Annotated in this window: 28 protein-coding genes; 20 read left to right on the top strand and 8 right to left on the bottom strand. The window is 68.4% G+C overall.

Annotated elements, in window-relative coordinates; all coding sequences use genetic code 11:
- Positions 1-14 precede the first annotated feature (14 nt).
- Positions 15-416 (top strand): pyridoxamine 5'-phosphate oxidase family protein, encoded by a 402-nt coding sequence (locus tag OG230_RS16725; RefSeq protein WP_328911022.1) that lies wholly within the window; start codon positions 15-17, stop codon positions 414-416.
- 98 nt (positions 417-514) lie between these two features.
- Here the strand turns inward: OG230_RS16725 and OG230_RS16730 are convergent, their stop codons facing one another.
- Together OG230_RS16730 and OG230_RS16735 are read right to left on the bottom strand one after the other, a co-directional pair.
- Positions 515-835: a (2Fe-2S)-binding protein gene (locus OG230_RS16730; RefSeq protein WP_173313908.1), complete on the bottom strand. Its 321-nt coding sequence runs from the start codon at positions 833-835 to the stop codon at positions 515-517.
- Positions 832-975: a hypothetical protein gene (locus tag OG230_RS16735; RefSeq protein ID WP_328911023.1), complete on the bottom strand. Its 144-nt coding sequence runs from the start codon at positions 973-975 to the stop codon at positions 832-834. The genes OG230_RS16730 and OG230_RS16735 overlap by 4 nt, the downstream gene beginning before the upstream one ends.
- Positions 976-1,196: 221 nt before the next feature.
- Between OG230_RS16735 and OG230_RS16740 the strand changes: the two genes are divergently transcribed.
- Both OG230_RS16740 and OG230_RS16745 read left to right on the top strand, forming a co-directional pair.
- Positions 1,197-2,201 carry a helix-turn-helix transcriptional regulator gene (locus OG230_RS16740; RefSeq protein ID WP_328911024.1) on the top strand — a complete coding sequence of 335 codons (1,005 nt, stop codon included), beginning with the start codon at positions 1,197-1,199 and terminating at the stop codon, positions 2,199-2,201.
- A 184-nt stretch (positions 2,202-2,385) separates the two neighbouring features.
- Complete coding sequence (locus OG230_RS16745; protein ID WP_328911025.1) at positions 2,386-3,378, top strand: helix-turn-helix transcriptional regulator; 993 nt, start codon at positions 2,386-2,388, stop codon at positions 3,376-3,378.
- A 75-nt stretch (positions 3,379-3,453) separates the two neighbouring features.
- Here OG230_RS16745 and OG230_RS16750 read toward each other — a convergent pair whose 3' ends face one another.
- Positions 3,454-3,882: a hypothetical protein gene (locus OG230_RS16750; protein ID WP_328911026.1), complete on the bottom strand. Its 429-nt coding sequence runs from the start codon at positions 3,880-3,882 to the stop codon at positions 3,454-3,456.
- Between the two features lie 42 nt (positions 3,883-3,924).
- Positions 3,925-4,284, bottom strand: a complete 360-nt coding sequence (locus OG230_RS16755; protein ID WP_328911027.1) for a helix-turn-helix domain-containing protein — start codon at positions 4,282-4,284, stop codon at positions 3,925-3,927.
- A 352-nt stretch (positions 4,285-4,636) separates the two neighbouring features.
- Between OG230_RS16755 and OG230_RS16760 the strand changes: the two genes are divergently transcribed.
- The 16 genes from OG230_RS16760 (at position 4,637) to OG230_RS16835 (ending at position 15,337) form a co-directional block, all read left to right on the top strand.
- On the top strand, positions 4,637-4,918 hold the full coding sequence (locus OG230_RS16760; RefSeq protein ID WP_328911028.1) for a WhiB family transcriptional regulator: 282 nt from the start codon (positions 4,637-4,639) through the stop codon (positions 4,916-4,918).
- Positions 4,915-5,430 (top strand): hypothetical protein, encoded by a 516-nt coding sequence (locus OG230_RS16765; RefSeq protein WP_328911029.1) that lies wholly within the window; start codon positions 4,915-4,917, stop codon positions 5,428-5,430. The genes OG230_RS16760 and OG230_RS16765 overlap by 4 nt, the downstream gene beginning before the upstream one ends.
- A complete protein-coding gene (locus OG230_RS16770; RefSeq protein WP_328911030.1) occupies positions 5,427-5,618 on the top strand; it encodes a helix-turn-helix domain-containing protein in 192 nt (63 codons plus the stop codon). The genes OG230_RS16765 and OG230_RS16770 overlap by 4 nt, the downstream gene beginning before the upstream one ends.
- Before the next feature lie 261 nt (positions 5,619-5,879).
- Complete coding sequence (locus OG230_RS16775; protein ID WP_328911031.1) at positions 5,880-6,281, top strand: hypothetical protein; 402 nt, start codon at positions 5,880-5,882, stop codon at positions 6,279-6,281.
- A gap of 81 nt (positions 6,282-6,362) precedes the next feature.
- Positions 6,363-6,959, top strand: coding sequence for a phage tail tube protein (locus tag OG230_RS16780; protein WP_328911032.1), 597 nt, complete (start codon positions 6,363-6,365; stop codon positions 6,957-6,959).
- Between the two features lie 81 nt (positions 6,960-7,040).
- Complete coding sequence (locus OG230_RS16785) at positions 7,041-7,331, top strand: hypothetical protein (RefSeq protein ID WP_328911033.1); 291 nt, start codon at positions 7,041-7,043, stop codon at positions 7,329-7,331.
- A gap of 116 nt (positions 7,332-7,447) precedes the next feature.
- Positions 7,448-7,729, top strand: a complete 282-nt coding sequence (locus tag OG230_RS16790; protein WP_328911034.1) for a hypothetical protein — start codon at positions 7,448-7,450, stop codon at positions 7,727-7,729.
- Between the two features lie 55 nt (positions 7,730-7,784).
- A complete protein-coding gene (locus OG230_RS16795) occupies positions 7,785-8,360 on the top strand; it encodes a hypothetical protein (RefSeq protein WP_328911035.1) in 576 nt (191 codons plus the stop codon).
- Positions 8,361-8,463: 103 nt separating this feature from the next.
- Positions 8,464-8,991: a hypothetical protein gene (locus tag OG230_RS16800; protein ID WP_328911036.1), complete on the top strand. Its 528-nt coding sequence runs from the start codon at positions 8,464-8,466 to the stop codon at positions 8,989-8,991.
- 146 nt (positions 8,992-9,137) lie between these two features.
- On the top strand, positions 9,138-10,076 hold the full coding sequence (locus tag OG230_RS16805) for a hypothetical protein (RefSeq protein WP_328911037.1): 939 nt from the start codon (positions 9,138-9,140) through the stop codon (positions 10,074-10,076).
- 7 nt (positions 10,077-10,083) lie between these two features.
- Entirely contained in the window at positions 10,084-10,932 is an 849-nt protein-coding gene (locus tag OG230_RS16810; protein WP_328911038.1) for a hypothetical protein, read from the top strand.
- Complete coding sequence (locus OG230_RS16815; RefSeq protein WP_328911039.1) at positions 10,919-13,291, top strand: hypothetical protein; 2,373 nt, start codon at positions 10,919-10,921, stop codon at positions 13,289-13,291. Before OG230_RS16810 ends, OG230_RS16815 begins: the two co-directional genes overlap by 14 nt.
- Positions 13,288-13,497: a hypothetical protein gene (locus tag OG230_RS16820; RefSeq protein ID WP_328911040.1), complete on the top strand. Its 210-nt coding sequence runs from the start codon at positions 13,288-13,290 to the stop codon at positions 13,495-13,497. Before OG230_RS16815 ends, OG230_RS16820 begins: the two co-directional genes overlap by 4 nt.
- Before the next feature lie 54 nt (positions 13,498-13,551).
- Positions 13,552-14,196, top strand: coding sequence for a hypothetical protein (locus OG230_RS16825; protein ID WP_328911041.1), 645 nt, complete (start codon positions 13,552-13,554; stop codon positions 14,194-14,196).
- A 32-nt stretch (positions 14,197-14,228) separates the two neighbouring features.
- Positions 14,229-15,071, top strand: a complete 843-nt coding sequence (locus OG230_RS16830; protein ID WP_328911042.1) for a peptidoglycan-binding protein — start codon at positions 14,229-14,231, stop codon at positions 15,069-15,071.
- Positions 15,072-15,082: 11 nt separating this feature from the next.
- Positions 15,083-15,337, top strand: coding sequence for a hypothetical protein (locus OG230_RS16835; protein ID WP_328911043.1), 255 nt, complete (start codon positions 15,083-15,085; stop codon positions 15,335-15,337).
- 78 nt (positions 15,338-15,415) lie between these two features.
- On the opposite strand, the gene OG230_RS16840 is transcribed toward OG230_RS16835, so the two are convergent.
- The 4 genes from OG230_RS16840 to dnaK form a co-directional block, all read right to left on the bottom strand.
- On the bottom strand, positions 15,416-15,868 hold the full coding sequence (locus OG230_RS16840) for a heat shock protein transcriptional repressor HspR (RefSeq protein WP_328911044.1): 453 nt from the start codon (positions 15,866-15,868) through the stop codon (positions 15,416-15,418).
- Position 15,869: 1 nt separating this feature from the next.
- Positions 15,870-17,063, bottom strand: coding sequence for a molecular chaperone DnaJ (gene dnaJ / locus OG230_RS16845; RefSeq protein ID WP_328911045.1), 1,194 nt, complete (start codon positions 17,061-17,063; stop codon positions 15,870-15,872).
- A gap of 93 nt (positions 17,064-17,156) precedes the next feature.
- The gene (gene grpE / locus OG230_RS16850; protein WP_328911046.1) at positions 17,157-17,807 is read right to left on the bottom strand and encodes a nucleotide exchange factor GrpE; all 651 of its coding nucleotides are present in this window, start codon (positions 17,805-17,807) and stop codon (positions 17,157-17,159) included.
- Complete coding sequence (gene dnaK, locus OG230_RS16855) at positions 17,804-19,660, bottom strand: molecular chaperone DnaK (RefSeq protein WP_328911047.1); 1,857 nt, start codon at positions 19,658-19,660, stop codon at positions 17,804-17,806. The genes grpE and dnaK overlap by 4 nt, the downstream gene beginning before the upstream one ends.
- 297 nt (positions 19,661-19,957) lie before the next feature.
- Here dnaK and OG230_RS16860 point away from each other — a divergent pair, with 297 nt between their 5' ends.
- The gene (locus tag OG230_RS16860; protein ID WP_443051565.1) at positions 19,958-20,644 is read left to right on the top strand and encodes a sugar transferase; all 687 of its coding nucleotides are present in this window, start codon (positions 19,958-19,960) and stop codon (positions 20,642-20,644) included.
- Positions 20,645-20,696: the final 52 nt, after the last annotated feature.

Here is a 20,696-nt window from a genome sequence, read left to right on the forward strand (position 1 = left end):
CCTAGGCTGCAGACATGCACGATGTACGCAGTCCCAGCCCCGAGTACCTCGCCTTCTGGCGCGAGCGCCACGTGTGCACGCTGACGACGCTGCGCCCCGACGGCACCCCGCACGTGGTGCCCGTCGGTGTGACGTACGACCCCGAGGCGGGGATCGCACGTGTCATCACGAACAAGAGCAGCCGCAAGGTCGCCCACATCCTGGCCGCGGCCCCGGGAGAAGCACGGGTCGCCGTCTGCCAGATGCACAAAGCCCGCTGGGCGACGCTGGAAGGCGTGGCGGCCGTCCGCACGGAGCAGGATGTCGTCGACGACGCGGTACGCCGCTACGCGGAACGCTACGAACGCACACCCAGGCCCAACCCCGACCGGGTCGTCATCGAGATCACCCTCGACCGGGCGCTCGGCAGGGCCTGAACCGGCCCCGGGCAGCACAGCGGCGCCATCGTGTTCAGGTCACGATGGCGCCGCTGTGTGGGGGAAGCGCCTGAACGATATGGAACGACGGGGGTCGCTCAGGCACTGCGGGGGGTGGCGGAAATGGCTTCAGATTCGAACAGCTCATGGTCACGCTGATCGAGATTGACGAAAATCATGCCGTACCTCACGGCACAGCGGACCGGCTGCGGCGCCCCGCGTGGCCGGCGGAGGCAGCGATAGGCGCGGACGTCCTCGCCCTCTTCCATCACGACGACGATCGGCTCACCGAACAGGGTGACCATCAACGAGTCGCCACGACGGGGGAGTGCCGTGAGCAGATCGATGAAGTGCCACCCGGAGCGATAGGCCGTGGCCATCTCGCGCCGGAAGGTGCGGTCGTCCGGCGGGGTGGTCATGCGCCGGACTCGTTCTTCGGAGCGATGTCCCATGCCAGGTCGGGTGGCACCACCGAGTCGGTACCCGCATCGGTCGTCCCGGCCGGTGCGCTGTCCCACGCCAGATCCGGCGGCGGCGCGGCCTGAGCGTACGAGTCCACCACCCCCGTGGACCCACCTCCCCAAGCCGGACCCAGGGCACCCATCGCCCCGAACGTCAGCCCGGCGGAGAAGGCCGCAGCAAGCGCCGAGCGAAGCATTTTGTTACCCATAGTTGGCTTCGTCCTCACTTCCAAGGTTTCCTCTCCCCCGCATGACAAGACGATTGCTCATCCAGGCACGTCAATGCCACAGAACCGATGCATCATGTTCCTGCTGATGCATGTTCCTGGGGGGTGGAGAATTGACCATAAACGGCACTAACACGACACATCCACACCCTGTGAGTGCTCTGTGCGACGAGGGAGCGCGGCTGTACGCCAGCGCCCTCAGTGTGGGCAAGATCGCCCGTGCCGAAGTAGGACTCGCTCCCTGCCTGCTGGAATTCGCCCTGCTGCACCCCGACCCCGACGACGCCACCTGGCTCCGTCCCGTGCCACCCTCCGCGGCACTCACCCAGCGGCTCCACCCCATCGAGCGGGAGATCCAGGACCGGAGGCGCCTCTCGGTCGAGCTCACCGAGGCGTTCGAGCCGTTCATGGCCATCAGCGCCCAGACGCCGCCGATCACGCACGCGATCACTGTGCTCGAAGGCATCGACCGCATCAACGCGTCCATCGAGCTGGCTCTGACCGAATGCCGCTCGGAAGTCCTCACGATCCAGCCCGGCGGCGGACGCAGCGAGGACGCGCTCAACACCGCCCTGGAACGCGGCAGCATGCTCACCGAACGCGGAGTGAGCATGCGCACCCTCTATCAGCACACCGTCCGCCACAGCCACGGCACGCTCAACTACGCGGCCCGCATGGCTGAGGGGAAGGTGGAGATCCGCACGCTCGAAGAGCTCATAGAACGACTCATGATCTTCGATCGCACAGTCGCCTTCATACCCGCCACCGATGACCGCCGGGTGGCACTGGAACTGAGGCATCCCGGCATCGTCGAATACCTCGTCAAGGTCTTCGACCAATTCTGGCAACGCGCCGTCCCTCTCCAGGAACCCATCCCTTACGACCCCAGCCCTGAAGGCATATCCGGGGTCCAGCACTCCATCGCTAAACTGCTCATCGAAGGCCATGTCGACGAGGCGATCGCCCGGCGGCTGGGAATGAACGTACGCACGTGTCGCTCCCACATCGCCAAGCTCAGCACCGCCCTCGGCAGCAACAGCCGTGCGCAACTCGGCTACTTGATCGCCCGGTCAGGAATCCTCGACCAGGATTCCTGACCGTCGGCGCCTCCAGCGTCCCCCACCCAGGGCCGGAAGGTGCGACCGCACAACGGGGGAGAGCACGGCCGCACCCTGTTCCATCAGGGAAGTTCCCGGCTCCCCCGACTCGTCCACACTCTCCCGACAGCCACGCTTCCACCACCGTCATCTTGTTGCACTGCAAAAAGTGGGGGGCCCGCAAATGGATACGGAAACGGCAAACGAAGCTCATTCGCATGGGAACAGGGAACTCTGCGCCCCGGCAATCCGGCTGTACGAGGAAGCCCTCCGCAAGGGACGCATCGCCCGCTCCGAACTCGCCCCCGCGCCGTGCCTCGTCGAGATGGCCCTGCTCCATCCCGATCCGCGGGACGACGCCTGGATGCGCCCCGTTCCTCCGTCCACCGGCCTGGCGCACCTTCTGCAGCCCATCACCCGGGAAATAGAAGAGCGCGTACAACTCACCGCCGCCCTGAGCAAGTCGCTGGCCCCCCTGGTCGCCGTCGCCACCGAAGACCTCAGCCTCGCGATCACCGTTCTCGAAGGACCGGACGTGATCCAGGCAGCCCTCAAAGAGGCGACCGCCACGGCCAGGGAGGAAGTCCTGACCGCTCAGCCGGGCAGCAGGCGGCCGTCCGAGCTGCTCCCGCAGGCGCTGGCCAACGCCCAGACCGCCATCGACCACGGCGCCCGGCTCCGACACATCTACCAGCACCCGGCCCGCTACAGCACCGCTGTCAGGGACTACCTGGAACAGGTTCCGTCCGACCACCTGAAGGTCCGCACCACCGAACGTACCGTCGACCGGTTGATCATCTTTGACCGTCAGGTGGCGTTCATCCCCGCCACACCCGACCGCAACGCGGCCCTGGAAATACGCAACCCCGCGATAGTCCGCTACCTGATCCAGGTCTACGAAATGCTCTGGGAACAGGCCATCCCCTTCACGGAACAGCTTCCGACAGCCGCCCCCGGCATCCCCGTCACCGCCGTCCAGCACAGCATCGCCCGGCTGCTCGTCGAAGGGCACGTCGACGACATCGTGGCCCGGAAGCTCGGCATCAGCGTCCGTACCTGCCGCGCCCACATCGCCAAACTCATGCAGGCACTCGGCGCATCGAGCCGGACCCATCTGGGCGCGCTGCTCGTGCAGTCCGGCCTGGTCGACCTCGACGGCCCGCACTCCGTCCGGTAAGTCACGTCCGGTCAACCCGTAGGCCCAGCCCGGCCCGGACCCGCCTCCCCGCCCCGTTCCACCACCCCCGCCCACTCATCCGTCGTCACCATGGCCCCGCGCCGGCCGGCCGCGCGGGCGGTGTGGCATCAGTTCGCGGACGGTCGCGTCACCCGCGCCCACGATCGGCAGAGGCTGGGGCGAGTCGTCCCCGTCCGGCTGGTCCGGGAACTGGATCAACCGGCCGGACGGGGTGGTTCGGCCCTCCGCTTCGGGGCGGCCCTCGGCATCGGGGTGGCCCGCCATTCCGGCGCGCTGCGGATCGGCGGCGTGGGCGTGTTCTTCCCAGCCCCTGCGGTACCAGAGGACCTGATCCCGCTCGGCCTCTTCGTCGGTCAGGATGCGAATGCCTGCGGCGCCCGCCTTCTGGACCTTGTGGCCGAGTTCGATCAGTAAGGCGCCCACCAGCCGCGCCATACGCTCCTCTTCGGCCGGATCACCGACGACGCCCCCCTCGTTCTCCATCCGCGCACTCCCTCACGTGCCCCCTCAGGGCTGCCTCGTCTCCTACCTACCTTCTGGTAGGAACTGCGCCGCGACCTTCACAAACATCTCTCGCAGTTCAGGGGGCACCCCCATTCTCCGCGCGGCTTCCTCCGGACTCAGCAGCAGGGAGTCCTCGCCCGGAATCACCCGTCGCACGGCGACGACAGGCAGATCCTCCTCCGTCAGCCGCCCGGACCGGATCAACATGTCGCGCAGCGGCACACCGAGCACCCCTGCCAGACGCCGCATGGTCTCCAGGTCCGGCATGCTCTGCCGCTGGAGCAGTCGGCTCACGGCGGCCCGATGCACACCCGCGTCATCGGCGAGCCGGGACTTGCCGCCGCCGCGGGGGCTGTCGATGTCGTACCCCCTGCCGCGCATCAACTCCTCGACCCAGGAGGCAAATTCCTCAAGTCCGACCGCTCGGTTCCGGCCACCGTCGACGCGCCGGCTCTGATCGTTGTGGGCACCTGCCCACGAGTTTGACCCCATCGTGTCGCTCTCCCCTCGTCGCGGGGGACAGCGTACCGACCGCGCACGCACCTACATGTGTGCGCGCTCGCGCGTTGTTGTGGAGATGTCGTCAACATGCCTCCAAATCAAGCCACTTGACCCGTCGTCGGCGCCTCCCGAACGGACTGCAGTCGCTTGCGCACGCGCTCGCACCATGTAACTCTGATCACGCGTTCGCAATTCTCGAACGCATGTTCCCATACGTGGGGAGGGGTTGCACGTGACTGCACCGACGACAGTGTTCTCAACCGCCTTGACCATTGGTTTCTCTCGTATGACCGATGAACTGGACTGGCGCAGAGAAGCCGCCTGCGCTCACCTTTCACAGGATTCCGTCTTCGCCAAGGTGCTCTCCGAGGCGGAACCGGCATTGCGCGCCTGCAATCAATGCGTGATCCGGAGGGAGTGCGAGGCCGTCGTGGACCCCGAGCGCACCTGGTTCGACGGCGTCAGCGGCGGTCGGCTCTGGCGCAACGGCCGCGAGGTCGGTCGGGTCTCGTGACTACCGACGGCGGCAGCGCCCTGTGGATAGCCTCGCTCGCGCGACGCTTCCCCGAACTTCTGGAAGAACTCGTTCCCGGCACCGGGGGCGGTCTGCGTGAGCGCCGCGGCGGCGGGCGGACCGCCGGTACGACTGCGCCGGTGCGGCTTTACGTGTCGGATGCCATCCGCGACATCACCGACGGAGTGGTGGAACTGGAAGAAGCCGTACGGGACCGGCTCGGCCTGCGCCGTCTCGCAGCGGCTCCCGTACCCGCACGGCTCCGACGGATCGCCGGACTCCTCGAGGAGATCGGCCGCCACCCGGACCTCGCGGCGCATGTGGAGGACGAAGTCCGCCGGATGGCCCGGCGTTGCGCACGCGCCCTGGGCGACCCCGAGCAACTGGTGCATGTCGCGGGACGGTGCCCGGCCTGCGATTCCGTATCCCTGCGGGCCTTCCCCGAACGGGCGATGGTGATGTGCGTCAACCCTGCCTGCCGTCGCGCTCTGCAGGAGGCCGAGGTCACATGAACACAAGACTGATCTCGGGCGATCTCGCCGCTGCAGAGGTGACGGTGTCACCCGCAACCATCCGCAAGTGGGTCCAGCTCGGCCACCTCACTGCAGCGGGCCGGCAAGGGCGACGGCTGCTCTACCGCCTTGAGGACGTCTTCGCCGCCGAGCGGGCCGTACGCCGCGGATACGCCACGGGCAGCTGAGAGCAGAACCGGAAGCAGAGGGTCCCACCGGAAGCCGGTGGGACCCTCTGCTGTTGGCCTCCAGAGACCCCAACGCCCCTTTAAATCCAGCGAGTTGCGGGATCCGTGTACGTCGATCACACTTGGCGAAGCGGCAGAGCTGCGCCCCTCACCGGGGCGGCGGACCTGCCGCTTTGTGTTGCCCGGAATCCCACTCCCCTGGGTCGCGACCGGTCCGCACGATCCGCTTCACTCACCCGCCCAACCGAAGGGAGCGTCCATGTGAGCGTCTTGAACTTTCCCGATGTGGAACGGCTCGTCGTCGATTTCCTCAAGGACCGGCCCGAGCTGGCCGGCACCGTGGTCGACAACCGCCCGCCCGCCGGGTTCGACGGCACTCAGAAGGCAGTCCTGGTCTCCCGCGTCGGCGGAGCCTGGCTGGACGACCTCCATCTCGACCAGCCCCTGGTCGACCTGGAGGTGTACGGGCCCGACAAGACCACCGCACACGGTGTGGCGCTCGCCGCCCGCGCCGGTGTCCTGGAACTGATCGGCACGACGTACGGCACGGCCGTCGTCACCGACGTCAAGGAGGCGGACGGCCCGCGTTGGCTGCCCGACTACAACCGGCCGGCCGGCAACCGGTACCTCGCCACGGTCCGGCTGTCGATCCGTCCCGCCTGAGCGTCCGTCGCCCCACCCCCACCGAACGAGCCCTGTCCACGCGGCAGGGCTCAGTCATATCCCACTGATCAAGGAGTACACATGCCCGGCTTCAAGAACAGCGAGGTCCGCATCGCGGGCGCCGGTTCCGTCTGGGTCGCCCCGGCGGGCACCACCGTGACCGACACCCTCGCAGCGTCGATGACGAGCCCGTGGATCAACCTCGGCTTCACGTCGTCCGACGGCGTGAAGTTCAACAAGAAGGACAAGAACGACCCGATCGACACCTGGCAGTCGACCGCGCCGGCGCGCTTCATCCTGACCGACCGCGACGTGACGCTGAAGTTCCAGCTGCTCCAGATGAGCAAGGACACCTTCCAGTTCTACATGGGTACGGGCAGCACCTCGCTCGTCGCGGCGGGCAGCACTGCCGAGACGACCGCCAAGAAGCTGGAGCTGACCGGAGCCCCGGGTGGCCAGGACCAGCGGGCGATCGCCATCGACTTCAAGGACAACAACGGCACCACCGATCTCCGGTACCGCCTCGTCGTCCCGTACGCCGCGGTGTCGGACGTCGAGGAGCTCTCCCTCGCCCGGACCGGCGCCATCAAGCTCGGCGTCACCGTCACGGCTCTCTCCGGCGACAAGCCGAACGACCCGATGGCCACCTGGCTGGTCAGCGACACGGCGCTCGCGTAACCCCTCCCCCGGTGCCCGGCGTGCGCCTTCGGGAGCACGCCGGGCACCCCCTTCCTCCTCACCCACGAACTGGAGCCGCAGATGGCCGGATTCAACGTCAACGCCGCACGAGCCCAGCGCCTGGAGGCGCTCGGCCGGGCCTGGACCTTCGACCTCGACTCGGACTCGTTCGAGCTGCCGACCGAGCTCTCCCGCACGACCGCCCGCAAGCTGCGCGACCTCGACGACAACGACGTCGACGGCCTGCTCCGACTTCTGCTCGGCGAGCAGCAGTTCACCCGCTTCGAACGGCACGACGTCACGATGCAGGACATCGCGGCGATCCTTGAGGCGTACGGCAAGGAGACCGGGCTCGGCCTGGGGGAAGACTGAGCCTCGGCGAGCTCGTCGAAGAGCACGCCGAGGCGCTCGAGGCGGACCTCCTCCGCCACTACGGCGTCGACCTGCTCGACTGGCACCGCGGCCGGCTCTCGTCGCGCCGGCTCGCGGTGCTGATCCAGCAGCTGCCACGGGACAGCGGCCTCTCACGGGAGTTGAACGGTGAGGTCGCCGACTGGTCAGTGACCGACTACCTGCTCGCCCACACCGTCGACCAGCTCCAGGAAGCCAACTGGATGTTCGCCACTGTCAATCGGGACGAGGAGTCAGATCCGCTTCCCCGGCCGGTGCCCGTCCCTCGCCCCCTGACCGATCCCTCCTCTTCGGAGGAAGAGGGACAGACGGAACTCGTGGCGCCCACTGCGAGCGAACTCATGCAGTTCTTCAACTGACATGCCAGGATCTCCCTGAGCGCTGGTGACGGATGCACCCGAGGGGGAGAGCCCGATGAGCAAGGGATCATTAGGCGAGTGGTCAGGCTGGTCGGACAGAGCGATCAGCATTCCGGGAGGCAACGCCGGTGTCCCGACACCACTGGAAATTCATGGAGGGTTCACCTCCAGTTTCGAGGTACAGCCGACCAGCTCCCGTGCGGGCAACGAGGATTTAGCTCTGGACGCCGTGACCACGTACAGACGCGAACGCTGTCGCATCGTCCTTCCTGCCGCCGCGGACTCTTTCACCATCCGCCGTATTCGATTCCATGAACGTGCCGGTGGAATCCATCGCTGGCACGCACGGATACTCGCGCCGGAAACATTCCCCACCCTCCCGCGCCAGGACCTCACGGGCAGCGGGACAGAAACCTACTTCTATGTCCCGGAACCACGCTACTACGGTGATGTACGCGTCCTTCGCTACGCATTCGAAGACTACGGAAACGTGATGTACAACCCCGCCGATGGCGGAGAGCCAACAAGAATCCTCACGTCGCACGCCACTCGTGAGGGCGTCCTACGCCTGCCGCATCGTGGATACGTGACGCTGTCCAGTGACGGAGGGTGGCAGGCGTCCGCCATCTGAACCTCCACACGTCCCGATTCCATGGGTGTATGTGCCGATCCTGGCGCATACACCCTTTTCCATTGCCCGCCCCTTGCGGGCACACCACACGGCGGTGATCTAGATGTCAAATATCCGATCCGACGACGAAGCGTGGGTCGTCGGCATAGCCAAACGTGAATTGGCTGCCTTTAGAGGAAACTGGCGAGCTTGGACCGAAAACATGGTCAAGAAGGAGTACATCAAGCAGTTCGAGGCAACAGGCGTCAAGGCTGAGGCAAACGGAGCAGCACTGGCTGCCCACGGGATCAATGCCGAAGTCACCGGCATCAAGCTCGAAAAGACTTTCATAGACCCGATCGCCGAATACGAGAAGCGAAAAGAAGACCAGAGACTGCGCTCCCTCCACCAGCACCCGACACAGCTGCGCCGCGACATAACAAGAACGATCGGAGATGTTACAAGGCTGCGCGGAGATGTTACAACGGTGCGCGGAGAAGCGGGCCGGGCAATGAACAAGGCCACCGAAGCCCACCAGAAAGTGACCAACCTGCGCCGTGCCCATATAGCCGACCTCGAAAGCATCTCCGATGAATTCGGGACCATCGGAAGTCGTGTCACCGATCTCATCGATGCCTTGGGCGGCATCTGAGCAGGGAGATCCACATGAATCTGAAGCAGGCCATCCAACAGGTAAATTCGGGACTGAACGGCCTCAGACGCACACTGGGCCAGTCGTCTTCCGGGTTCTCCGCTCTTCAGCGGGGCGCCACCGGTGCCACGCAGCCACTCTCCAAAATGAAGGTTGCGGCGGGGCAGACCAGCACGTCGGTCGGAAAACTTCGCATATCCGCCACAAACAGCGGAAGCGCGTTCAAGAAGTTACAGTCAGGCGTCCATGCGGCTAGCGGCGACATCGGCAAGGCGCGCACCGGCACCGACAAATTCAAGTCCTCCCTCGACAAGCTCAAGTCCTCCGCCGACAAGACCAAGAAGTCGCTCCAGGACGTCAAGAAGCAGGCCGACGCCGTCGAGAAGTCCGTCGGGAAGGCCGGCAAGAACGCCGACAAGGGCGGGAAGTCCATGGGGAGCCTCGGCAAGGGGCTCAAGGGCGCGTCCCTCGCGCAGAGAGGGCTCAACCTCGCCATGGCGGCAAGCCCGTTCGGGCTCATCATGACGCTGCTCGCCCCGCTCATCGCCCGCTTCGTCAACATGGACAAGGTCGCGTCGACCGTCCGTAAGGGCCTCATCGCCGCGTGGAACGGCATCCGCAGCGCCTCCTCGTCCGCCGCCAAGTTCCTCGGACCGCTCTTCAAGGGCGTCGTCAACGCCTTCCTGCTCCCCACCCGGATGCTCGTCCGCGGACTCAACGCCCTCATCGGCGGCCTGAACCAGGTCAAGTTCAAGGTCCCCGACTGGGTGCCCGTCATCGGCGGCAAGGGCTTCGCGTTCAACCTCCCCCGCATCCCCGTGCCGCAACTCGCCGACGGCGGAATCATCCAGGCCCGCGCCGGGGGCCGGCTCGCGGTCATCGGCGAGGGCGGCGAGGCGGAGGCAGTCATACCGCTGTCCCGGCTGGAGCAGATGCTCGGCCGGAACGCCGGTGGCGGCGCCGCACTGCACCGGCTCGCCGAAGCCGTGGAACGGCTCGCCGAGCGGCCCGTTCACGTGGATGTGGACTCTCAGACCATTGCCCGCGCCGTCCTCGTAGGACAGCGCAAGCTCGCCCGGAGGTGAGGCACACATGGCCAGGAATCTGTGGATAGGCAAGCCCGGACTGCTCAAGGAGATCCCGCAGGCGGCCCGGAGCTGGGACCGCAGCGCCGAACTCAACGTAGCCGAGTTCAAGTCGCTCGAAGGCCAGATCACCACTGTCGCGCCCGCCCTCACCGTCCGACGGCTCAAGTTCTCCTGGGAGTGGCTGGAGCCGGCCGACGCGGATCATCTGGTGCGGCTCGCACGGCGCGTCAACGGCCCGGGGATGCTGGGCCGCAATGTGTACGCGGGCCGGACCGTCGCCGTGCTCGACCCTGCGTCCGTCAACCTGCTCGACCCGTACCAGGCCGCCGGACAGAGCGCGCGGCGCGACGGGGCCGACCACTGGTTCACCGTGGAGGGCTCCATCACCATCAGCCCCTTCGTCGACGACGTCGTGCTGGGAAGCTGTGAGGACGCGGCCACCCGGATCGGCTGGCGGCACAACGCCTGGCCCGGCTGGCCCGTCATGCCCGGCATGGAGGTCTCGTGGCTGCTGCCCCCCGACTGGACCGCCGGACTGTCCACCGCCCAACTGGACTGGAAGGACATGGACGGCGCATATCTCGGGAGCCGCACCGCCGTCGGCTCGTCGACGGTCAGCGGCACCGCCCCCGCGGGCGCCGCCTTCGTCACCCCTGTCGGAGGCCCGGGTGCCACGGGCATGACGGGGCTGGCAGGAGCCTGTCTGACCATCGGCGAGGCGCCAACGGCACTGTCGCTCGGAGAGGGCTGCCCGGCCATGGTCGTGACCGGCTGCACGGACACCCCCTCGCCCCGTCTCCCCTACCGGAACATCGGCATCGACCTGGTGGAGGTGGCAGGTGCAGCCCTCTGACATCGAGCTCGACGCCGCACTCGCCGCGCCCGATCGCACCCCCACCCACTCCACCCGCTTCGGCGGCATGGATCTCGGGGAGCAGATCCAGTCCTGGAAGGTCGAACGGGCCTACAGCACCGACCTGCCCGAAGCCATGCGGGCCTTCAACGGCAGTGCCTCGGCCCAGTTCGAGGCGCAGCTCGCCGGCCGGGACGGGACGGCCGCCCCGCGCCTGTACTCCGCTTGGGCGGACCGTGCCACGGGCGACGCCGTGCGCCCCAGTCAATCCGTCGTCCACGCCTCCGGCGTCAGCGGCCGGAACCTGCCCGCATTCCGGGGCACCGTCCGCTCCCGTTCCGCCGTGTCCGGGAGCGACACCGTCACCGTTCAGGCCCTGGACGGCGCCGAGCGCCTGCGCGGGCCGGCCTCGCTGCCCCGCCCGTACCACGGCGTACTGACCGGCAAGCGCGTCGCGTCCGAGGTCTGGTGCGTGGACGAACTGCTCCGCCAGGGTGGCATCCACACCTGCCCGCCGCCCCGCGCGCCGGTGGCCGGAAGCGACGACTCCGCCCCATTCACCGTGCTGTACGCATCCCTCCACGGTGGGGTCACCGCGACGTACGGCCACCCCGAGAACGTCCCGCACATCGATGGCTACGACTGGATCCGTGAGGGCGCGCCCTTCGAAATGGCGCTGATGCCGAAGGCAGCCGCACTCACGGCCTCCTGGACGCCCCGCTCGCGGTTCGTCGTGCCGGGCAAGGTGTTTCTGATCGAATGCTGGGTCAACACCGCCCTGGCCCGGGACAGCAAGATCGAGATCAGGGCCTTGCTCGACCGCAGCGGCGGAGCCTTCGGCTATCTGAACGGCGTCGTCGACATCGCGGCCGGAACCATCAGGATCAGCTCCGGTACGCAGAACGGCTCGGGCTGGACCATCACCTGGACGAGCTCCAAGCTGGCCGCCCTGCGGGGCGCCTGGCACCTCGGTTTCCTCTTCGACACCACGTCGACGGGAACCAGTGTGCTGCCCACGGTGCAACCGCGGCTGACCGGCCCCGACGGCTCGTCCTTCGTCGGTTCCGCGGCCACCTTCACCGAAGCCGCCGCGGCCCAGCCGCGGGCCGAGCTGTACCGCGTCGAACTGACCACCGACATGGCGGTGGAGTGTCTCCAGGTGACCGACCGCGTCTGGACCGACGTGCCCTCCTACCCGCGAGCCGAGTGGGAGCAGACGGGGACGTGGGTCAAGGGAGCGGTGCTCGACGCGCCCGCGCTGCCGGTCTACAACGTCCCCCGGGTTTCGGGTTCGCAGTGGGACGTGATCACCGAGATCGCCCGGTCGAGCATGTCGACCGGGGACTTCGACGAGCAGGGGGTCTTCCACTGGCGCGGCCCGTCCCGGTTCGCCGTGGTGCCCGACGAGCCCGATCTCGTCGTCACCACTCGCCGGGACATCTCCTCGCTCACCGTCGGCGAGGAGATCGATGCCTGCCGCAACCACTGCGAGCAGCCGTTCCAGGACTGGGCCGGGATCACCAGCGTCGCCGGGAGCACGGTGGACGACACCGTGGTGCGGAAGATAGATCCGGGCGCTTCCGTGGAGGTCTCCTACGCGGTGGCCGAGGACGAGTTCGACATCGGCCCGCTCGTCGTCATCGACGACACGGTGGTGACCGACATTCACCGGGTGCGCTTCGGCACCCTCGCGACCGGCGGCACCGCGGTCAAGGGCGTGGTCACCGTCAGCTGCCGGCGCGAAGGCCCCACGTACATCGCGCGCTTCACCAACACGGGCACCGCGCCCGTGTGGACCGTCACCAAGGACGGCAAGCCCTCGGTGCGCATCAGCTTCCAGAAGGCGAGCGCCGATGCGAAGCAGCGCCAGGTGGCCTGGTGGAGTACCACGAGCCAGGGGCATTACGGCCGGCAGCAGTACACGGCCCCGGCCTCCGACTGGGTCCAGAACGGCACCGCCGCCGTCGGACTGTCGCAGACCATGCTGAACGCCGGCCGCTACCCCGTCCCGGTCCTTGGCGAGGTGGAGGTCCTGCACGACCCGCGGCTCCAACTCGGGGACGTCGTCAGGGTGGTGGACACGACGGGTGCCACGCTGGACACGCTGGCCTGGGTGGTGGGCATGCGGACCACCTGCGCGGCGGGCGGAGCACCACAGCAGACACTGACCCTGCGCGGCACCTCGTACAACGGTGTCCCGCGGGACACCGGTCTGGTCCCCGACGGCGCACTCGATCCGGCGTACGGCACGCGGCGTACGTACGCGCAGGCCACGGCACAGTACGCGACGCTCGCCGATCTCCAGGCGGGCGAGGCGGACTACCGGGCACTGCTGATGGCCACAGGAGGCTCGCTGTGAGCAGACCGCCCACGGAGCCGTCGATGGCGATGGAAGAGATTCCCGCATACGAGGGGTACGAGGTTCGCGAGGCGTACGAGGCTCTTCCGGAACACGAGGAGCTTCCGGAGTCGCCGGCCGCTCCGGTCCTCATCGACAGTCCTGTCACCCGCGCGGGTGACGAAGGCACCGGAGCGGACTACCTCCCTCCGCCCCTCGACGGCTAGACCGCACCACATCCCCGCACGCCCCCTCTCCGGACCACCAGGAGGCCCTTCGTCATGTCCCTGCTCACCCCGCTCGGCGGCCTGCCGTACCCCCAGCCCACCGACGCCGCCAACGTCCCGCTGCACCTCCAGTCCCTCGCCGAATCCGTGGACGGCCGCACCGTGCTGCGGTTCGCCGACGCCGCCACCCGGGATGCCAAGGTGAACGCACCGGTCGCCGGCATGCTGGCGTGGCTCACCACCCCCGGCCGGTACTTCCACTACACCGGAACCCAGTGGCACCCGGTCGTGCCCGGCCCCGTGCACAAGGCCAACTCCACGATCGGCACCACCGCCTCCACCACCTACGCGGAGACGCTCACCGGCTCGACCGGAGACCCCACGGCCGTCACCTTCACCGCACCGCCCTCGGGCTCGGTCCTCGTGTCGGTGGGCGCGCGCATCAGCGGCACGGCGGCGGGGGTGTCCTGCCTGATGTCGGCGAACGTCCGTACCGGTACGACGCTCACTCTCGCCGCTGCCGATACCCGCGCCGCCATCGGCAGCGGTACGAGCCAGAGTTCCGGCTCGACCCAGTTCCAGGTCAACGGCCTCGCGGCAGGCGCCGTCTGCACCGCGACCGCCGCGTACAAGTCGGCCGCCACCACGAACACCGCCACGTTCGCCTACCGCTTCGTGACCGTGACACCCCTGACCTGACCCCGGCGCAATGTGATGTGAGGAGCCCGCCCGTGGCCGTACCCCTCTCCCCCGACGCCCTCGCGCGCGCCCTGCGCCGCGAGGGCGTCCGCGTCGCCGAACACGGCGACTGGCAGACCCACAACCGCAACCACAAGGGCGCCTGGGGCCCGGTGCACGGCGTCATGCTGCACCACACCGCGGGCACCAACAGCCTCGCCCTGTGCCGGTCGGGCACACCGGATCTGCCCGGTCCGCTCTGCATCGGGCTGGTCGCCAAGGACGGCACCGTCCACCTGGTCGGCTACGGGCGAACCAACCACGCGGGCCTCGGCTCGTCCGCCGTCCTCGGCGCCGTACGCACCGAAGCGGCCCTGCCCGCCCCGGGACCGGACGCCGTGGACGGCAACGCGCGCTTCTACGGCTTCGAGATCGAGAACCTCGGCAACGGCCGCGATCCCTATCCCGAGGCTCAACTCGACGCCTCCGACCGGCTGTCCGCCGCACTGTGCCGCACACACGGCTGGACGGCGCGGAGCGTGATCGCGCACAAGGAGTGGACCCGACGGAAGATCGACCCGTCGTTCTCCATGGCCTCGATGCGCGGCCGGATCGCGACCCGCCTCGGCTCGGCACCCACCGTGGAGCCGTACGAACCGTTTCCTGGCGCCGCGTTCTTCGTACCCGGGCGGACCAGCCCGCTGATCACGAGGGCCGGTATCCGGCTCGTCGCCGAGGGCTGCGGCCGGTACGACGTCGGGCCAGGCCCGGTCTGGGGAGAGGCCGACCGGCGCTCGTACGCCGCCTGGCAGCGCGAGCTCGGCTACAGCGGAGGCGCGGCGGACGGCGTCCCGGGGCGTGCCAGCTGGGACCGACTGCGCGTCCCCCGTATCTGAGGAGGTCCGCGATGACGCAGTCCGAGGCCGATGGCATCGCTCGGGAACTGGAGCGCCTGCACCGCTCCGTCGACGTAGGATTCGCCACCACCCGGGGCGACTTGGCGCTGCTGCTGCAGCGTGTCGACCAGACCGACAAGGCGCTGGACGATCACGAGGAGCGCCTCGAAGCACTGGAGCGCACCCGATGGCCGCTGTCGTCCCTGGCCGCGGTGACCTCGTGCACGGCGCTGGCGCTCACCCTCTGGCAGGGCTCCGGAAAGTGACCCTGCACGCGAAAAAGGCCCGTGGTCCCCGACATCCGTCGGTGGCCACGGGCCTCTCGTGCGTGACAGCGGATGCGGCTAGTCCGTAGCCCTCTTGGGCTTCGGACGCCACACCACCAGCGCGCTCGCCTGCTGGACGTCCTGGTACGGGACCAGGTCACGGCGGTACGAGGCGTGCACCTGGGCCTCGCGCTGCTGCATGGCCACCGCCGCCCCGTCGACCGCCGCCGAGAGCTCGGCGACGCGCTGCTGGAGCGCGGCGACCTGGTTCTCCAGCTCGATGATGCGTTTGATGCCGGCCAGGTTGATGCCCTCGTCCTGCGACAACTGCTGGACGGTGCGCAGCAGTTCGATGTCGCGGGCCGAGTAGCGCCTGCCGCGCCCGGCGGTGCGGTCCGGGGAGACCAGGCCGAGGCGGTCGTACTGGCGCAGCGTCTGCGGGTGCAGGCCCGAGAGCTGGGCCGCGATCGAGATCACGTACACCGGTGATTCGTCGGTCAGCTGGTACGGATTACGTCGACGGCCGTCCATCTCAAGCTCCCTTCGCAGCCTGGAACAGCTCCGCCCGCGGGTCCTCCTCCGCGGTCGCCTTCCGGTATGCCTCCAGTGCGTCCCGGGCCTCGGGTGCGAGGTCCTTGGGCACTGCGACCTCCACGGTGACCAGGAGGTCGCCGCGGGTGCCGTCCTTGCGGACCGCACCCTTGCCGCGGGCGCGCATCGTACGCCCGTTGGGGGTGCCGGCCGGAAGCTTCAGGGTGACCGGGGGGCCGCCGAGCGTCGGGACCTTCACCTCGCCGCCGAGCGCCGCCTCCGTGAAGGAGACCGGCACGGTGACCGTGAGGTTGTCGCCCTTGCGGCCGAAGACGGGGTGGGCGTCGACGTGCACGACGACGTACAGGTCGCCGGCCGGTCCGCCGCGTTCGCCCGGGCTGCCCTTGCCGCGCAGCCGGATGCGCTGGCCGTCCAGGACACCCGCCGGGATCCTGACCTGCATGGTGCGGGCCGACTTCGCCCGTCCGCTGCCCTTGCAGACCTCGCAGGGGTCCTGGGCGATGAGGCCCCGGCCCTTGCAGTCCACGCAGGGATCGGTGAGCGAGAAGCCGCCGCCGCTGCCGCGCGACACCTGTCCGGTGCCGACACAGGTCGGGCAGACCCTCGGGGTGCCGTTCTTGTCGCCGGTGCCCGAACACGCCTTGCAGGGTGCCTGGCTGGACATCCGCAGCGGGACGGTGGCCCCGTCGACCGCCTCGGTGAAGCTGAGCGTCACCTCGGACTCGATGTCCTGGCCGCGCCGGGGCTGCACACGGGTGCCCGCACCGCCGCGGTTGAAGAGACCGCCGAAGACGTCTCCCAGCCCGCCGCCGCCGCCGAACCCTCCGGCGCCGCCGGCCTGGCCGCCGCCACCGCCCGGGGCACCTCCGAAGAGGTCGCCCAGGTCGAAGTTGAAGTTGCCCCCGGCGCCGCCGGGACCGGCCCGGAAGCCTCCGTTGCCGAAGAGCGCGCGGGCTTCGTCGTACTCCTTGCGCTTCTTGCTGTCGCCGAGGATGTCGTTCGCCTCGGAGATCTCCTTGAAGCGCTCCTCCGCCTTGGCGTCACTCTTGTTGGCGTCCGGGTGGAACTCGCGGGCGAGCTTCCGGTACGCCTTCTTGACCTCGGCGTCGGTGGCGTCCTTGGGGACGCCGAGAACCTTGTAGTAGTCCTTCTCGACGAAGTCCTTCGTGCTCATCGACGTCCCTCCTTCCGGACGATCGGCCGAGGAGCCGGCCCGGGGGCCGGGCTCCTCGCCGGTCGGTGTGCACCGAGTTGGTCAGACCTGATGTCAGACCTCCTCCGTGCCACCGCTCTCCTCGTCGTCTGTCTTCTCTTCCTTCGCCGTTGCCGGCGTCGCGCCGGGCTGCGGCTCGGCCACGGCCACCCGCGCGGGGCGGATGGTGCGCTCGCCGATGCGATACCCCGGCTGCAGGATCGCCACGCAGGTCGTCTCGGTGACGTCCGGCGCGTACGAGTGCATCAGGGCCTCGTGGATCGTCGGGTCGAAGGGCTCGCCCTCCTTGCCGAACTGCTGGAGGCCCATCTTCGCGGCGACCGTCTCCAGGGACTCGGCCACCGACTTGAAGCCGCCGGTCAGCTCGCCGTGTTCCCGCGCGCGGCCGACGTCGTCGAGCACGGGCAGGAGCTCGGACAGGAGACCCGCGACTGCGATCTCCTTGACCGTGACCCGGTCCCGCTCGACGCGGCGGCGGTAGTTCTGGTACTCGGCCTGGAGCCGCTGGAGGTCGCCCGTGCGCTCGCTGAGCGCGGTGCGGACCTGGTCCAGCTGTGCCGTCAGGCCAACTGTCTGTACTGAGTCCCCGGCCGGGGACGCCTCCTCCTCCGGAGAGGGGGTGGCGTCCTTCGGCTCAGCTCCGTCAGGGGTGGCGCCGGAGGGGACGTCAGGCTTCTCCTCGAAGCCCGGAGTCTCCTCGGTCACACCGCACCGCCCTTGGTGTCCTTCTCGTCGTCGACGATCTCGGCGTCGACCACGTCGTCACCGTCGGCCTGGGCCTGACCGGCGCCCGGAGCGTCCGCACCCGGCGTCGCACCCTCGGCCTGGGCGTTGGCGTACATCGCCTGGCCGAGCTTCTGGGAGACGGCCGCGACCTTCTCGGTGGCGGTACGGATCTCGGCGGTGTCCTCGCCCTTGAGCTTTTCCTTCAGCTCGGTGAGGGACTCCTCGACCTCCGTCTTGACGTCGCCCGGAACCTTGTCCTCGTTGTCCTTGAGGAACTTCTCCGTCTGGTAGACGAGCTGCTCGCCCTGGTTACGGGACTCGGCGGCCTCGCGACGGCGGTGGTCCTCGTCCGCGTACTGCTCGGCCTCTTCGCGCATCCGGTTGACCTCGTCCTTCGGCAGCGAGGAGCCACCGGTGACGGTCATCTTCTGCTCCTTGCCGGTGCCGAGGTCCTTGGCAGCGACGTGCATGATGCCGTTGGCGTCGATGTCGAACGCGACCTCGATCTGCGGCACGCCACGCGGGGCCGGCGGCAGACCGGTGAGCTCGAACATTCCGAGCTTCTTGTTGTACGCCGCGATCTCGCGCTCGCCCTGGTAGACCTGGATCTGCACGGACGGCTGGTTGTCCTCGGCCGTCGTGAAGATCTCGGAGCGCTTGGTCGGGATGGTCGTGTTGCGCTCGATGAGCTTCGTCATGATGCCGCCCTTGGTTTCGATACCAAGCGACAGCGGCGTGACGTCGAGGAGCAGAACGTCCTTGACCTCGCCCTTGAGGACACCGGCCTGGAGCGAGGCGCCGATGGCGACGACCTCGTCCGGGTTCACGCCCTTGTTGGCTTCCTGACCACCGGTGAGCTCCTTGACGAGCTCGGCGACGGCCGGCATACGGGTCGAGCCACCGACGAGAACGACGTGGTCGATCTCGGAGAGCTGGATGCCCGCGTCCTTGATGACGTTGTGGAACGGGTTCTTGCAGCGGTCCAGGAGGTCAGCGGTGAGCTGCTGGAACTGGGCGCGCGTGAGCTTCTCGTCCAGGTGCAGCGGGCCCTCGGCCGACGCCGTGATGTACGGAAGGTTGATCGTGGTCTCCGTCGAGGAGGACAGCTCGATCTTCGCCTTCTCCGCGGCCTCGCGGAGACGCTGGAGAGCCATCTTGTCCTTGGACAGGTCCACGCCGTGACCGTTGGCGAACTGCTTGACCAGGTAGTCCATGACGCGCTGGTCCCAGTCGTCACCACCGAGGTGGTTGTCACCGTTGGTGGCCTTCACCTCGACGACGCCGTCGCCGATCTCCAGGAGGGACACGTCGAAGGTGCCGCCACCGAGGTCGAAGACGAGGATCGTCTGGTCGTCCTTGTCGAGCCCGTACGCCAGCGCGGCGGCGGTCGGCTCGTTGACGATACGCAGGACGTTCAGGCCCGCGATCTCGCCGGCCTCCTTGGTCGCCTGACGCTCGGAGTCGTTGAAGTACGCCGGGACGGTGATGACCGCGTCGGTCACCTTCTCGCCCAGGTAGGACTCGGCGTCACGCTTCAGCTTCTGCAGGATGAAGGCGCTCATCTGCTGCGGGTTGAAGCTCTTGCCGTCCAGGTCGATCTTCCAGTCAGTGCCCATGTGGCGCTTGACGGAGCGGATGGTCCTGTCGACGTTCGTGACCGCCTGGCGCTTGGCGACCTCGCCGACGAGCACCTCACCGTTCTTCGCGAAGGCGACGACGGACGGCGTGGTCCTGGCGCCTTCGGCGTTGGTGATGACGGTGGGCTCGCCGCCTTCCAGAACGCTCACGACGGAGTTAGTCGTGCCCAGGTCGATGCCGACCGCACGTGCCATTTCAATTCCTCCAACTGACTACTTGAGTGGATCTGACTCAAGGATGCATGACACCCGCCCCAGAGTCAACAGACCTGAGTCAGGGCGACTCAACTAACGTGCTCGCATGGGCTCTCACCAGCGGCTTTACCCTGGAAGCCCCCGCGCGTCACCGCGCACCTCGCGCCCCACGGGGCGACACCCGCCCCCTCATGTGCGCCACACACCCCGACCCACCATCGCACCATGGGATCGTTCTGTCACAAAATGCCGTGAGCCGGTCAAAACCGGCACGTCACCGATCTCCGGGCAGGTGCGATGCAGAACGCGAATCGGACTGCGGTACGAACGAGGGCGCACACGGGCTCCCCGACGGCGGAGGCGGCGAGAACCACCGTGGCCGCCCTCACCCGCGCCGCGGCCCGCACCCTCGACTACGCGACGGCCCGACTGACGGCCAAGCGGCTCCTCGACCTGACGCTCGGCACGGCACTTCTGGTCCTCGTCGCACCGGCGCTCGCCGTGGGCGCCCTCGCGCTCGCCGCACGGCGCCCGCCCGGCGGCGTACTGCTCCGCGAACCCCGGACGGGGCTCGACGGCAGACCCTTCGAGCTGCGCTCCCTGCGCACCCGCCGCTGCCGGCTCGACCTGCTGTCCCGGCTCCCCCATGTCGTACGGGGAGAGCTGTCCCTCGTCGGCCCGGCGCCCCTCGCCCCCGGCGACCCGCGGACCCGGGGGCCGGGCGCCAGGCACTGGCGACAGGAGCTGCGGCCGGGCCTGACGGGCCTCGCGCAGGTGCGGGCCCGCTCCGGGATGCCCTGGGACGAACCGGCCCTGCTCGACCAGCACTACGCCGAGCACCACCGGGTGGGACTCGACCTGGCGATCCTGGCGGAAGCCGTACTCCTCCCACTGCGCGCGGCCCTGCGGCGGCGGCCTCGCGGCGGCAAGGGGTACCTGAGCGACGCAGATCACCGCCTGCCCGGCTACAGCGTGGCGGAATAAGTGGATAGTGTCGTCACAGACTCATTAAGTTACTGCTTAGTAATCCGTAATC

It is taken from the genome of Streptomyces sp. NBC_00234 (assembly GCF_036195325.1).
Lineage (GTDB): Bacteria > Actinomycetota > Actinomycetes > Streptomycetales > Streptomycetaceae > Streptomyces.

What these genes read in the sequence shown, in the direction of transcription:
- OG230_RS16770 (WP_328911030.1), top strand. Translation starts at nt 5,427, where the DNA reads ATGAACACAAGACTGATCTCGGGCGATCTCGCCGCTGCAGAGGTGACG.
- OG230_RS16795 (WP_328911035.1), top strand. Translation starts at nt 7,785, where the DNA reads ATGAGCAAGGGATCATTAGGCGAGTGGTCAGGCTGGTCGGACAGAGCG.
- OG230_RS16730 (WP_173313908.1), bottom strand. Translation starts at nt 835, where the DNA reads ATGACCACCCCGCCGGACGACCGCACCTTCCGGCGCGAGATGGCCACG.
- OG230_RS16725 (WP_328911022.1), top strand. Translation starts at nt 15, where the DNA reads ATGCACGATGTACGCAGTCCCAGCCCCGAGTACCTCGCCTTCTGGCGC.
- OG230_RS16750 (WP_328911026.1), bottom strand. Translation starts at nt 3,882, where the DNA reads ATGGAGAACGAGGGGGGCGTCGTCGGTGATCCGGCCGAAGAGGAGCGT.
- OG230_RS16785 (WP_328911033.1), top strand. Translation starts at nt 7,041, where the DNA reads ATGGCCGGATTCAACGTCAACGCCGCACGAGCCCAGCGCCTGGAGGCG.
- OG230_RS16860 (WP_443051565.1), top strand. Translation starts at nt 19,958, where the DNA reads ATGCAGAACGCGAATCGGACTGCGGTACGAACGAGGGCGCACACGGGC.
- dnaJ (WP_328911045.1), bottom strand. Translation starts at nt 17,063, where the DNA reads ATGAGCACGAAGGACTTCGTCGAGAAGGACTACTACAAGGTTCTCGGC.
- OG230_RS16745 (WP_328911025.1), top strand. Translation starts at nt 2,386, where the DNA reads ATGGATACGGAAACGGCAAACGAAGCTCATTCGCATGGGAACAGGGAA.
- OG230_RS16780 (WP_328911032.1), top strand. Translation starts at nt 6,363, where the DNA reads ATGCCCGGCTTCAAGAACAGCGAGGTCCGCATCGCGGGCGCCGGTTCC.
- OG230_RS16825 (WP_328911041.1), top strand. Translation starts at nt 13,552, where the DNA reads ATGTCCCTGCTCACCCCGCTCGGCGGCCTGCCGTACCCCCAGCCCACC.
- OG230_RS16810 (WP_328911038.1), top strand. Translation starts at nt 10,084, where the DNA reads ATGGCCAGGAATCTGTGGATAGGCAAGCCCGGACTGCTCAAGGAGATC.
- OG230_RS16800 (WP_328911036.1), top strand. Translation starts at nt 8,464, where the DNA reads ATGTCAAATATCCGATCCGACGACGAAGCGTGGGTCGTCGGCATAGCC.
- OG230_RS16840 (WP_328911044.1), bottom strand. Translation starts at nt 15,868, where the DNA reads ATGGACGGCCGTCGACGTAATCCGTACCAGCTGACCGACGAATCACCG.
- OG230_RS16740 (WP_328911024.1), top strand. Translation starts at nt 1,197, where the DNA reads ATGTTCCTGGGGGGTGGAGAATTGACCATAAACGGCACTAACACGACA.
- OG230_RS16755 (WP_328911027.1), bottom strand. Translation starts at nt 4,284, where the DNA reads ATGCGCGGCAGGGGGTACGACATCGACAGCCCCCGCGGCGGCGGCAAG.
- OG230_RS16835 (WP_328911043.1), top strand. Translation starts at nt 15,083, where the DNA reads ATGACGCAGTCCGAGGCCGATGGCATCGCTCGGGAACTGGAGCGCCTG.
- OG230_RS16805 (WP_328911037.1), top strand. Translation starts at nt 9,138, where the DNA reads ATGAAGGTTGCGGCGGGGCAGACCAGCACGTCGGTCGGAAAACTTCGC.
- dnaK (WP_328911047.1), bottom strand. Translation starts at nt 19,660, where the DNA reads ATGGCACGTGCGGTCGGCATCGACCTGGGCACGACTAACTCCGTCGTG.